10 protein-coding genes are annotated in these 12,917 nt (G+C 67.5%); 3 read left to right on the forward strand and 7 right to left on the reverse strand.

The window, feature by feature from the left end:
• Nucleotides 1–126 precede the first annotated feature (126 nt).
• Together LTA6_RS17515 and LTA6_RS17520 are read left to right on the forward strand one after the other, a co-directional pair.
• Nucleotides 127–2,226: a S9 family peptidase gene (locus LTA6_RS17515; protein ID WP_341975138.1), complete on the forward strand. Its 2,100-nt coding sequence runs from the start codon at nucleotides 127–129 to the stop codon at nucleotides 2,224–2,226.
• Nucleotides 2,227–2,616: 390 nt separating this feature from the next.
• Nucleotides 2,617–3,249: an endonuclease domain-containing protein gene (locus LTA6_RS17520; RefSeq protein WP_407358329.1), complete on the forward strand. Its 633-nt coding sequence runs from the start codon at nucleotides 2,617–2,619 to the stop codon at nucleotides 3,247–3,249.
• A 111-nt stretch (nucleotides 3,250–3,360) separates the two neighbouring features.
• Here LTA6_RS17520 and LTA6_RS17525 read toward each other — a convergent pair whose 3' ends face one another.
• The 6 genes from LTA6_RS17525 to truB all read right to left on the reverse strand — a co-directional run bounded on the left by LTA6_RS17525 (nucleotide 3,361) and on the right by truB (nucleotide 9,660).
• On the reverse strand, nucleotides 3,361–4,389 hold the full coding sequence (locus tag LTA6_RS17525; RefSeq protein WP_341975140.1) for a 6-phosphofructokinase: 1,029 nt from the start codon (nucleotides 4,387–4,389) through the stop codon (nucleotides 3,361–3,363).
• 215 nt (nucleotides 4,390–4,604) lie between these two features.
• Nucleotides 4,605–6,767: a DEAD/DEAH box helicase gene (locus tag LTA6_RS17530; protein ID WP_341975141.1), complete on the reverse strand. Its 2,163-nt coding sequence runs from the start codon at nucleotides 6,765–6,767 to the stop codon at nucleotides 4,605–4,607.
• Nucleotides 6,768–6,959: 192 nt separating this feature from the next.
• A complete protein-coding gene (locus tag LTA6_RS17535; protein ID WP_341978452.1) occupies nucleotides 6,960–7,910 on the reverse strand; it encodes a bifunctional riboflavin kinase/FAD synthetase in 951 nt (316 codons plus the stop codon).
• Entirely contained in the window at nucleotides 7,907–8,344 is a 438-nt protein-coding gene (locus LTA6_RS17540; protein ID WP_407358330.1) for a hypothetical protein, read from the reverse strand. The genes LTA6_RS17535 and LTA6_RS17540 overlap by 4 nt, the downstream gene beginning before the upstream one ends.
• A gap of 57 nt (nucleotides 8,345–8,401) precedes the next feature.
• Complete coding sequence (locus tag LTA6_RS17545; protein ID WP_341975142.1) at nucleotides 8,402–8,770, reverse strand: hypothetical protein; 369 nt, start codon at nucleotides 8,768–8,770, stop codon at nucleotides 8,402–8,404.
• Nucleotides 8,767–9,660: a tRNA pseudouridine(55) synthase TruB gene (gene truB, locus LTA6_RS17550; RefSeq protein WP_341975143.1), complete on the reverse strand. Its 894-nt coding sequence runs from the start codon at nucleotides 9,658–9,660 to the stop codon at nucleotides 8,767–8,769. Before truB ends, LTA6_RS17545 begins: the two co-directional genes overlap by 4 nt.
• 55 nt (nucleotides 9,661–9,715) lie before the next feature.
• Here truB and LTA6_RS17555 point away from each other — a divergent pair, with 55 nt between their 5' ends.
• Nucleotides 9,716–10,594 carry an A/G-specific adenine glycosylase gene (locus tag LTA6_RS17555; protein ID WP_341978456.1) on the forward strand — a complete coding sequence of 293 codons (879 nt, stop codon included), beginning with the start codon at nucleotides 9,716–9,718 and terminating at the stop codon, nucleotides 10,592–10,594.
• Between the two features lie 26 nt (nucleotides 10,595–10,620).
• On the opposite strand, the gene LTA6_RS17560 is transcribed toward LTA6_RS17555, so the two are convergent.
• Nucleotides 10,621–12,810, reverse strand: a complete 2,190-nt coding sequence (locus LTA6_RS17560) for a response regulator transcription factor (protein ID WP_407358331.1) — start codon at nucleotides 12,808–12,810, stop codon at nucleotides 10,621–10,623.
• Between the last annotated feature and the right edge of the window lie 107 nt (nucleotides 12,811–12,917).

Raw genomic sequence — 12,917 nt, forward strand, 5'->3', positions numbered from 1 at the left:
GGGTGTCGACGTGATCGACGTGATGAACGAAGAGTTCACCGTGGGTTTGCCTTCCGTTAACCGGCCCCGGTAGATCCTCCCACCCTCCCCGATGCCGGTCAACTCGACCTGGGATAGCGTGGAGCGGTGACCAACGCTCCGATCGCAGACCGCCGCTCGCACATTCGAACCCACCACGGCCACACCTTCGAGGATCCGTACGAATGGTTGCGCGAGAAGGAGTCGTCCGAGGTGACTGCACACCTCGAGGCGGAGAACGCCCACACGGATGCCGAAACCGCACACCTGGCAGACCTCCGCGAGACGCTGTTCCAGGAGATCAAGGGCCGTGTACTGGAGACCGATCTCTCCGTGCCCACCCGACGCGGAGACTGGTGGTACTACGGCCGCACCGAGGAAGGCGCCCAGTACGGCATCCAGTGCCGCGCGGCAGCCGCACCCGACGACTGGACTCCCCCACTGCTGGAGCCCGGGGTACCCGTGCCCGGCGAGGAGGTGCTGCTCGACGGCAACGTCGAGGCGGAGGGACATGAGTTCTTCGCCCTGGGGTCCTTCGCCGTCTCGGACGACGCCACCCGGTTGCTCTGGTCCACCGACTTCGAAGGCGACGAGCGCTACACGGTCCACGTGCGCGACCTCGTCACCGGCGAACTGCTGGCCGATGAGATCCCGAACACCGGCGGCGCTTTCTTCACGCCTGCCGGCGACGGCATCCTGTACACGACGCTCGACGATTCCTGGCGGCCCGACACACTCTGGCTGCACCGCATCGGCACAGCGGTCGACGACGATGTGAAGCTGTTCCACGAGCCCGACGAGCGGTTCTGGCTGGGTGCAGGCATCACGCGCAGCCGGCGCTATCTCGTGATCGCCGTGGGCTCCAGCATCACCAGCGAAGAGCATCTCGTCGATCTGCGCGGTCCGATCACCGCCGAGCCCCGACTGGTGTGGCCGCGCCGCGAGGGAGTCGAGTACTCGCTCGAGCACGCCGTCGTCGACGGCGACGACCGCCTGTTCATCCTGCACAACGACGACGCCCTCGACTTCGAGCTCGTCTCGGTGCCGGCATCCGACCCGCAAGGCGAGCGGCGCGTCATCGTCGCGCACGAGGCCGGTCGGCGTCTGCTCGGCATGGACGCGTTCCGTGATTTCGCGACGGTGGAGTACCGCAGCGAGGGGTTGGAGCGCGTCGGCCTGCTCGACTACGCGACGGATGCCGTGGACGAACTCTCCTTCGACGAACCGCTGTACTCGGCCGGCGTCAGCGGGAACCCCGAGTGGCACTCGCCGTTCCTCCGTCTCGGCTACGCCTCGTTCGTGACGCCGGGCACGGTGTACGACCTGGACCTCGCCACCCGCGAACTGGTGCTGCGCAAGCAGCAGCCGGTGCTCGGCGGGTATGACGCGGCCGAGTACGGGCAGAAACGCGAATGGGCGGTGGCATCCGACGGCACCCGGGTGCCCATCTCCCTGGTCTGGAAGCGCTCGTTCGGTGAGCCGGGCGCCGAACTTCGACCGCTGCACCTCTACGGCTACGGGTCGTACGAGCACTCGATCGATCCTGGGTTCTCGGTGGCGCGCCTCTCCGAACTCGACCGCGGCGTGATCTTCGCGGTGGCGCACGTGCGCGGCGGTGGCGAGATGGGCCGGCAGTGGTACGAAGACGGCAAGAAGCTGTCCAAGCGCAACACGTTCACGGACTTCGTCACCTGCGCCGAACATCTGATCGCCGCAGGAGTCACCTCCGCGGACCGCATGGTCGCCGAGGGCGGCAGCGCCGGGGGTCTCCTCATGGGCGCGGTCGCGAACCTCGCACCGGACAAGTTCGTCGGCATCCTGGCATCCGTCCCCTTCGTCGACGCGCTGACCTCGATCCTCGACCCCTCGCTCCCCCTCACCGTCATCGAATGGGACGAGTGGGGCGACCCGCTGCACGATGCCGACGTCTACGAGTACATGAGGTCGTACACGCCGTACGAGAACGTGCGATCTGACGCGACGTACCCGCGCATCCTGGCCGTGACATCTCTCAACGACACGCGGGTGCTCTACGTCGAGCCGGCGAAATGGGTGGCGGCGCTGCGCGAAGCGGGTGCGTCCGATGTTCTCCTGAAGTGCGAGATGGTCGCCGGGCACGGCGGCGTCAGCGGGCGCTACAACTCCTGGAAGGAAAGGGCGTTCGAGCTGGCCTGGCTGCTCGACACCCTCGGCTTGGCGGAGGCCTGACCCCGGGCTGCTGAGATCAGGAGTTCCGCCCGAGATCAGGACGATTCAGCAGGAATCGTCCTGATCTCGGGACATTGTCCTGATCTCGGGCTGCGGCGACTTCTCCTCCACAGACGACTGTCGGGCTAATTTGATGCACATCCCGCCGGTTCAGCCCCGCGGAACCGCGAGTACGCGGAGAGTGTACGGATGCTCCTCGAGGAATGGCTCCGCGCTCACGATGGCGCCGCGCACTCGTCAGACATATACGCTGCTGGGTTCAGCAAGCATGCGATAGCGGCGGGAGTCCGATCGGGGCGGATGCTGCGATTCCGGCGGTCCTGGATCGCGCTCCGTGAGTGTGATTCGGCGATCCTGGCCGCGATCGGCATCGGCGGGCGACTGACGTGCGTGAGCGCCGCCCGGAAACTCGGGCTTTGGGTCCCCGCGCACTCTGGCGTCCACGTCGCCGTATCGCCTAGCGCGGCCCGGATCAAGACCGAGGGACTGCGTGTGCATTGGTCGACGGGCCCTGCGCCCGCTGCTGCGCGCGCAGTCGTCGATCCGCTGATCAATGTGCTCCACCATGTAGCGCGATGCCAAGAACTGGCTGCCGCCCTGGCGATCTGGGAATCGGCGCTCAACAAGAAGTTCGTCGACGCCGCGGTGCTCGAGCGCATTGAATGGCACAGTGAACGCGCGAACCACATCGCCGCCCTCTGCACAAAGCTGTCCGACTCGGGACTGGAGACCCACTTCGTGGACCTGATGCGCGCGATCGGCGTCGCCGTTCAACAGCAGGTATGGATCGACGGGCACTCGATCGATGCGCTGATCGGCGATCGCCTGGTCGTTCAGCTCGATGGTTTCGCGCACCACAGCAGCCCGGCCGATCGCCGTCGTGACATCGAAGCCGACGTCCGCTTGCGCCTACGCGGCTATACCGTCGTGCGCTTCGACTACTACCAGGTGCTTTTCCAGCCGGACTTGGTCCAGAACGTCATCCGCGCGGCGATCGCACAGGGGCTTCACCGCGCGGCCTGACGGTGTCCGTCCGCCTGAGATCAGGAAGACCGCCCCAGATCAGGAAGAATCTGCGGGAAACGTCCTGATCTGGGGACTTCGTCCTGATCTCAGCCGGCGTCGGGGCCAGGATCAGCCGAAGAGCGCCGCGGCCTCGTCGTAACGGGCGCGGGAGACGGTGTTCAGCTCACCGAGAGCCTCGGCGAACGGCACACGGACGATGTCGGTGCCACGCATGGCCACCATCTGACCCCAGGACTCCTCGACCAGCGCATCTGCCGCGTGCAAGCCGAGCCGAGTCGCGAGCACTCGATCGAACGCCGACGGCGAACCGCCGCGCTGGATGTGGCCGAGCACGGTGGAGCGGGTCTCGATGCCGGTGATGCGCTCGATCTCGGGGGCGAGGATCTCGCTGATGCCGCCGAGGCGCGGGCGGTTGAAGGCGTCCAGTCCCTTATCGCTGTATGCCTCGTCCATGCCGGTGAGGGTGAAGCCCTCGGACACCACGACGAGCGGAGCCCTGCCGCGGTCGAACGCGCTGGTGACCAGAGCGGCGATCTCATCGATCGACATCGGGACCTCGGGGATGCAGATCACATGAGCGCCTGCGGCCATTCCAGCGTGCAACGCGATCCAGCCGACATGACGTCCCATCACCTCGGCGACCATGCACCGCTGGTGCGAGTCGCCGGTGGTGCGCAGGCGGTCCATGGCATCGGTTGCGATGTTGACCGCGGTGTCGAAGCCGAACGAGTAGTCCGTGGCCTGCAGATCGTTGTCGATGGTCTTCGGGACCCCGAGCACGTTGATGCCGTCCTTCGACAGACGATCGGCGGCGGCCAGAGTGCCCTCTCCGCCGATCGCGACGATGCCGTCGATCTTGTGGCCGTACAGGGTCTTCGCGATGTTCTCGGCGCCGCCGCGCGCACCCTCGTAGGGGTTGGTGCGGCTGGTGCCCAGAATCGTGCCGCCGGCCTTGGAGAGCCCCTTCACCTCGTGTCGCGTGAGCGGGAAGAAGTCACCGTCCACAACACCGCGCCAGCCGTTCCGGATGCCGACGAACTCGATGTCGTACGTCGTCGTGCCCTTGAGAACGATGCCGCGGATGACCGCGTTGAGTCCGGGGCAGTCGCCGCCGCTCGTCAGGATGCCGATCTTCATGCTGCTGCCTTCTGACTTCGGGAAAGGGGGAAAGGCGACGCTGCCTGCCTCGACACTAGTGCCGAAGCGCCATCAGGCGCCATTCGAGACGCGCGAAAACCCCGGATCTTGCCGGCCAAGATCGACCGAATCGCCGATCTTCCCTCGAAGGGGATTTTTCGAAGCCGTCCGCCCGTTAAGAAGCGTGCTTCTTAACGGGCGGATTGAGGTGTATTTCAGGAGGCGCCGAGCGCCTGACGCAGCAGGTGCATGAGCGCAGCGAGCTGCACCGGCTCGGCAGCCGCGTCATCCACGGCCTCGCCGTCGAGCGCACGCGCTGCCAGCCCTTGCTTCTGATCGATGAGCTCCGCGATCTTGGTGTCGATCGTGTGCGCGGCGATGATGCGCCAGGCGGTGACGGGCTCGTCCTGCCCGATGCGGTGCACCCGGTCGATCGCCTGCGTCTGTTCGGCGGCCGTCCAGCTGAGCTCAGCGAGCACGACGTTCGATGCTGCCTGCAGATTGAGGCCGACGCCTGCCGCGGTGAGCGAGCAGACGGCGATGCCGACGGCGGGATCGCCGTTGAAGTCGTCGATCGCCTGCTGGCGCGCAGTGGACGTCTGATCGCCTCGGATCGACACTGAGCGGATGCCCACCGAGGCGAAGTGCGCCTCGGCTCGATCCATCACGTCGATGTGCTTCGCGAAGAACACGACCTTGCCGACCGAGCGCTGCAGCTGTGCTGCATAATCGGCGGCGAGCTGAGCCTTGGCCTGACCGATTCGGCGCACCATCGTGAAGACGTTGTCGCCGCCGGTACCTGCGGCCTTCGACTCCTCGAGCTCGTTGTGTGCAACCAGGCGGACGATGTCTTCGTCGATCTCGCCAGGAGTACCGGTCCACAGGCTCTTCGATGCGGACGAGGTGCGCGCTTCGATGATGCGGCGGTACTTCGCAGCCAGCCGCTCCCCCAGTTCGCGCTCCGCCTGACGGATGCTGCGCCCGAACTCGTCGTCCAGCTGCACGGGGAGGTCTGCGATGAGCTTGTCCGGCAGGTCGGCCGCGACGTCCTTCTTCTTGCGGCGGACGATGCCCATCGAGATCACGGCCTCGCGAGCCTCCGGGTAGAAGGCCTTGTCCGCGGGAGTGAGGCCGGTCGCGTCCAGCTTCTCCATGAGCTCCGGACCCGGCTTCTCACCGGTGGTCCAACCGAGGAACCGCCAGATCGCGTCGAAGTCCTCGACGTCATTGATCAGCGGCGTTCCGGTGAGCGCCAGCATCAGCGGGTTGCCGCCGGGCGTGCGCTCGCGGACACGGGAGGCCAGCGCCAAGACGTTCTGCGAGCGCTGCGACGACAGGTTCTTGATGAAGTGCGCCTCATCGACGACCATGCCCCGCAGTCCGAGCGAGCCCAGCCAGGACATGTGCCGGTCGAGGATCTCGTAGTTCACGATGAAGACGTCCGCGAAGGCATCGATGTCGTCGCCGTCACCTTGGATGACGGTGGCGCGACGCTGCGGTGTCCAGCGCTCCACTTCGCGCGCCCAGTTCATCTTCACGACGTTCGGGACGACCGCGAGCAACGGGTAGGCCCCGGCGACGGATGCGGCGAGTGCGGACTGCGCGGTCTTGCCGAGTCCTGGCTCGTCCGCGAGGAGGAAGCTGCGGTGGCCCGCTCGCACCTCTTCGAGGAAGCGGGACTGGTGCACCATGATCTCGAGGCCCTTGGGCGACAGGTGGTCGAACTCGGGTGCCGGCGGCAGATCCATGCTCGCCACGGCTCCGCCGGCTCCGGTCTCGAACGACTTGTAGAGCGGCCCCATCAACTCCCAGCCGTCGAGGCGGCGGCGCGGAGTGCTCGTCGCCCGTGGCGTGAGGTCGGGCTCGAGGAACGGGTTGGCGAGCTGACGCGCTTCGACGGAGAGCGGTGTGACCTGGCGCTCGGCGATCCCCGCCGGCACGACGGGCGCCTGCACAGGGGCGATGTCGACGATGATGAGCTCTTCCGGAGCGAGCTCGGCTCCGGATTCGAGGAGCCAGTCGCGCCGCATCCGCTTCGCAACCGGCGATGTCGCCTGATCAGCCTCGAGCAGCTGGATGAGGGACGTGTCCCGCGCTGCGGTCTTGGCGAGGATGGTCGCGACGCCGTCGAGCCGCTTGAGCAGTTCTGCGCGTGCGGGATCGCCGAGCTCGGCATCGGCCTTCACCCTGGCCCGCTCCTCGCGCACCAGGAACGCGATCACCTGGAACTTCACCCGGTTCGTCGGACCCAGCTTGCCGCGCTGCGACTTCGCTTCGATCTCGCGCACTTTGCGCGCGAGGATCGGGATGAGGGGGGCGTCGTCGTCGCGACGGGATGTCTTCTTGCGCCGCGTGGCGGCAGTTGCCGTAGTCGGCATGCTCCTCCTGAGCGTGAATGCCGAGGCGCCCGGGGCGCCTGAGCCGTTCTCGATGTCCGCGTGTGGCGTGTGCCAGGACCGTACGAACAGTAGACCTCATTCCCGCCGACGCACGAGTGACGTGCGAGGTTCGCCGGGAACGATCGACAGTCTACGCCAGAATCGCCGTCCACTGCCGAGCGACGAGCCGAATCACGGCTGGCGGGCGAGCAGCACTTCGGCCTCGGCGACATCGGACGCCATCTGCGCCTTGAGCTTGTCGATGCCTTCGAACGCGACCATCCCCCGCAGGCGCTGGACGAACTCGACGCTCACGTCGTGGCCGTACAGATCGAGATCGGTCTCGCCGAGGACGTGCGCCTCCACCTGACGAACGAGGACGTCGTCGAAGGTGGGGTTCGTCCCGACCGAGATCGCAGCCCGGTGGCGGATCCCGCTGTCGTGGTCGACGAGCCAGCCCGCGTACACGCCATCCGCCGGCACGAAGGCGTCGACGATCGTCGAAAGATTCGCAGTCGGGAATCCGAGTTCTCGCCCCCGCTTCAGTCCGTGCACGACCTCGCCGCGCACATCGACATTGCGGCCGAGGACGCGCGTCGCCGTCGCGACGTCTCCTTCGATGAGCAGCTCACGGATCCACGTCGACGACACCCGACGCTCGGATCCGGGCAGATAGACGTCGTCGACGACATCGACCGTGAAGCCGTGCTGCGGGCCGAGCGTGCGAAGGAGTTCGGGGTCTCCCGCCCCGCCGCGACCGAACCGGAAGTCCTCGCCGACGAGCACCGTCGACACCCGGAGCGCTGCGACCAGGATGTCGGCGACGAACGCCTCGGCGCTTCGCGCAGCCATGGCCTCGTCGAATGTGAGCAGAAGCGTCGCATCGAGGTCGAGCTCGCCGAGCAACTCGAGCTTGCGCTCGACCGTGACCACGTTCTCAGGACAGCGATCAGGGCGCAGCACGGCGAGCGGATTGCGGTCGAAGGTGACGGCGACAGCGCGCGCACCGGATGCCGCAGCCTCCTCCTTCAGTCGACGGATGACCGCGCGGTGACCGGCGTGCACGCCGTCGAACTTCCCGATCGCCACGACGGAGCGACCGAAGTCGGCGGGAATCTGAGCGGGGTCACGGAAGACGATCACGCCGCCACCCCCGAGAGCTGCGGCGACGATACTGGTCGGTGCGTGCGCAACCACCAGATCCCGAACACCGGGAGAACCAACGGGATGAACAGGTAACCGACACCGAACATCGACCAGACGGTCTCGTGCTGGAAGAGCGCCGGCATCAGCAGGCTGAGCGTCCCGACGACGAGCACACCCGTGAGCTCGAACACGATTGCCACCCAGGCCACGGCGTACCAGCCGCTTCGTCCGGCGAGCACCAGCGCGAGAGTCGCCAGGATGTACACGACGGCCGCCACGGCGGACAGTGTGTAGGCCAGCGGCGCCTCGTCGAAACGGCGGATGATCTGCACGACGCTCCGCCCGGTCGCGGCGAGCGCCATCACGGCGTAGACGATCACGAGGACACGGCCGATACCGGTCATCCGAGGGGCGGGAACGGAGGAGCTCATAGCGCATTCCATCCTAGGTGCGCAGAGAAGGACTGGTCTCCGCGTCCTCGCCAGAGGTCAGGCGATCTGGATCGTCCAGATGACCTGCATCCGCCAGAGCATGATCGCGATGGCCAGGCCTGCGACGCCGAGGATCACGGTGCTCCAGCGGCTGCGCTCCATCAGCGCCCACAGGACCGCGCCGATCGGCAGCAGCACGGCGGAGACGAGATAGACCCAGTACTCGAGCAGATCACCGGTGGGCGGATTGCCTGCCAGGGGCGCGACGATCGCGATGACCACCTGTGCGACGAGGAGGATCTCGACGAGAGCGAGAGACCCGACCGAGAAGTCGCTGGGACGGCGACCGACGAGACCGAGAACGAGGCAGAACACTCCGGCCGCGACGGCGACCGCGATCTGCGCGACGGTGAACCAGAGGATCACGACGCGACGTCCGGCATGTTCATGGCGCTCTTGAGGTCGGCGCCGCGCTTCTCGACGATGCCGACGAGCGCTCCATCCGGATCGATGGCCGCTGCGAGTGCGCCCGTGAGCCGTGCGGCCTGACCGGCGAGCCGTTTGCCGTGGCGCAGATCCCGGGCGTCATCCGCGCTCACCGGGAGCGCCTCGAGGATGCGCGCGGCAGCATCGGCGGGGGTGAGCGTCGATGCTCCGGCCAGATCTTCGATGGCGACGGCATCCGCGACGTCGAAGGCGCCTACTCGAGTGCGGCGCAACGCCGTGAGGTGACCGCCGACGCCCAGTGCAGCGCCGAGATCGCGCGCCAGCGAACGGATGTAGGTGCCGGAGGAGCAGTCGACGACGACATCGAGGTCGAGGGTGCCGGAGCCTCTGCGCTCGGCGATGACGTCGAAGCGGGACACGACGACGTCGCGTGCGGCGAGGACGACCTCCTCCCCTGCACGAACCCGGTCGTACGCCCGGCGACCGTCGACCTTGATCGCCGACACCGAACTGGGGACCTGCGAGATCGCACCGGTCAGCGCCGCGACCCCCTCTGCGATGCGCGCCGGGGTGACCGTGGCCCAGGTCGAATCGTCGGCGCGCTCGGTGATCTCGCCGTCCGCGTCGTCGGTACCGGTCGTCTGGCCGAGCCGGATCGTCGCCTCGTAGGTCTTATCTGCGCCGACGATATAGGTGAGGAGCCTCGTGGCCCCTTCGATCCCGATCACCAGCAGTCCGGTCGCCATCGGATCGAGTGTGCCCGCGTGCCCGACCTTGCGAGTGCCGAAGGCCTTGCGCGTGCGCGCGACCGCGTCGTGGCTGGTGATGCCCGCGGGCTTGTCGACGAGGAGGATGCCGGGCGAGACCATCCTCCCAGCCTAACTCTCGTCATAGGCTGACCTGGTGCCCGCGAATCCGACGTCTCTGCCCGCTCTGCAGGCCGAGCTGTCCACCTGGTATCGGCGAACCGCCCGAGATCTGCCATGGCGCCGCACTGCGTTTCACGAACAGTTCGGCGCCTGGGGCACGCTCGTCAGCGAGTTCATGCTGCAGCAGACCCCTGTCAACCGGGTGATCCCGCATCTGGACGCCTGGTTGACGCGCTGGCCGACGCCCCGTGCCATGGCTGCCGCCACGGGGTCAGAGGTGGTGCAGCAGTGGGCGAACCTCGGTTATCCGCGCCGCGCACTGTGGCTGCACCGCGCGGCGATCGAGATCGTGGAACGGCATGACGGAATCGTGCCGCGAGAGGTCGATGCTCTGCTCGCTCTCTCCGGAATCGGCGACTACACCGCGAGGGCCGTGGCCGTCTTCGCCTACGGCGACCGGCATCCCGTCGTCGACACCAACACACGCAGAATGCTCGCGAGGGCGATCGAGGGAAAGGCGCAACCGGCGGCGGCCTCACGTCGTGACCTTGCCCTGATGGATTCCCTGCTGCCGGCGACGGATGCCGAATCGGGCGTGTTCAACGCCGCAGCGATGGAGCTGGGCGCGACGGTGTGCACCGCTCGCGCTCCGAAATGCGACCGGTGCCCACTTCGCACCAGCTGCGCCTGGGTGGCGGCCGGCCGGCCGGAAACGCCGGACACTCGGCGGCGGCAGGCGACGTATGAGGGTTCGGACCGGCAGGCCCGCGGCGCGGTGCTGCGGATGCTGCGCGAAGCGGCGCCGTCCGCAGTGCCACTGTCGTCCGTGATCGCCGATTGGCCGGATCTCCGACAGCGAGACAGGGCGATCGACTCGCTCATCGCAGACGGCCTCGCCGAGGCATCCGAGGATCTGCTCTCGCTCCCGCGCTGATCGTCCGGGAGCCCGGGACCGCTCCGTCAGAGAAACTGATCCGTCCGGTGCGCCAGCGCGGTGAGCTCCACTCGGGTTCGGACGTCGAACTTCGCCAGCAGCCTCCCCACGTGCACCTCGACCGTGCGGACCGAGACATTCAGTCGCTCCGCGATCTCCCGATTCATGGTGCCGCCGACGACCAGCATCGCCACCTCGAGCTCCCGCACCGTCAACTGCGTCTCCCACGCGCGTCGGCAGGCAGCCAGATGATCGTCCTCCGCACCGACGCCGCCATCCGCCGGGCCGAGCCTCTCGATGCGTCGTTCCATGGCGGCCGCCCAGGCGGCTGCGCCCGCATCCTCGAACAGGTTCCGTGCCGTTCCCAGGTGCCGTCGCCCGGTCATCCGCTCGCCGTGGATCACGGTGTGGATGCCGATCAACGCCTCCACCCTCGCTCTCGCGAATGGCGAGCGCAAGGCCCGCGCCTCGACGTGAACCTCCGCGAATTCCGCACGCCATCGTCCCTCCGGCGCGTCGATGACACGCGCGCATAACCGGCGAGCGCTGTCCTCCTCCCCCGGCTCGACTCTTCTGGGCGTTCGTTCTCGTGCCGCAGGGGCGACCTCGTCAAGCCCGGGAATGCCGAACACCGCCTCCGGAGCACCGCGATCCTGCCACAGCCGCAGGAATGCCGCGGCCTTGGCGAACGCACCATCCAGATACGCCTCGATGCCGCGATCCACCAGACGTTCCACGCGGAGTCCGGACGGCAGCGCAGCGGTCAGGGAGCGTGCGAACGGGCTCAGGGTGCCGAGAACGGCGAGGTCGAGGCGACGAGCGAGTGCCACGGCGAGTCCCGCGAACGGTATCGCCACCGGAGACACGACCGCTGCCGCGATCAGACACTGCCTGGCCTGCGATATATCCCCACGCCACGTCAGGAGGAGCGTCTCCGTCACCGCCCGATAGGCCTGCACGAGCGGGCTGTATTCGAACCCGGCGACGAACGGATCGATCTCAGCGCCCATCGTGCCTTCTCCGTTTGCGAGGATCCGCAATCCGCCATCGATGTCGTCGTCCAGGGCAGCGCGCAGAGCGCCGAGCACACTGCCGGAGACCGGGCCCGTGCCTTCGGCGGCCGTTGTCTCCCGCTCCCCGACGAGCAACCAGCTCAGGGCGACCACTGGATCGCGCAATCGGCTCTCCGCACCGACCCGCGCGCATCCGTCGCGCAGCGCATCCAGCCAGGATCGCATTCCGCTGCGGTCTCCTCGCTCGGCGCAGAGCACCGCGGCAAGGGCCGCCGCTCTCGTCCAGGCGTACCAATCGTCGTGATCATCTGTTCGCGGCCGGAGCTCCGTCGCATCGATGTCGGGCACGTCGCCGTGAAGATGCGCCAGTGCCACCACGAGGCCGCCCAGCCCTTGAAGACGGTAGCGCTCGGTGCCATCGGGGAAGAGGCTCCCCAGCCACCCGCTCGCCTCCGCCGCATAACCCGCTCCGATCGCCGCCGCGCCGGCCACCAGGCGTGCATCGTCGCGTTCGACCCCGACCGCGTGCGATGCCGCCTCAGCGGCGAGGAGGAGAGCGCGATCGGCGTCGCCGCCCTCGGACAACTCGCGCGCGATTCGGATCAGCTCGGATGCCGTCGAGGGATCGCCGCGCAGTGATGACCTGGCCCGATGCCAGTCCGCACTCACCTGCTCGCCCCTGCGGCCGAAGATCGCGCCCAGCCGTTCGTGCACATCCACCTGAACGGCCGATGCTGTCGTCTCTCGAAGCCAGATCGCGAGTCGCGGGTCCGCGAATCGAAATCGGCCGGCGTGGATGGTCAGATGCTGCCCCACCGGACCGGCGACGATCTCATGCGCGGACCGAGCCGCGAACTCGAGCACCGGATCGAGGCGATCCTCCAGACACAGTGCCGCCGCCAGCAGCAGATCCCGATCGGCATCGGTGAACCTGAGGTCGGCGAACTCATTCGCGATCGGCGGCACCAGCGGAAGCGGCGCAGGAAGCGGCCTCAATCCGTGCCGTTGCTGGGGTGCGAGATGTGCCACGACTTCACGGACGGTCGGCAGGTCGGCGTTCAACTCGACCACGAGCGTTCTCAGCACATGCGGTGCCGTGCTCAACTCATGTTCGAGCAGATCATCGAGCATGTTCTCGATGATCTCCAGCGAAACGACCGTTCCTTCGGACGGGCGCCGTCGCCACATCTCCGGTGTCTTCACCTTGTCGACTCCCCCGGTGCGAAGAGTACTTCGCAGCTAGGCACAGGGTAGCAAAGCAGTCCCGTGCCTCTTCGGCACCGAGACGAGCACCCTGGACAGGTGTCCAG

This window comes from Microbacterium sp. LTA6, from assembly GCF_045690355.1.
Lineage (GTDB): Bacteria > Actinomycetota > Actinomycetes > Actinomycetales > Microbacteriaceae > Microbacterium.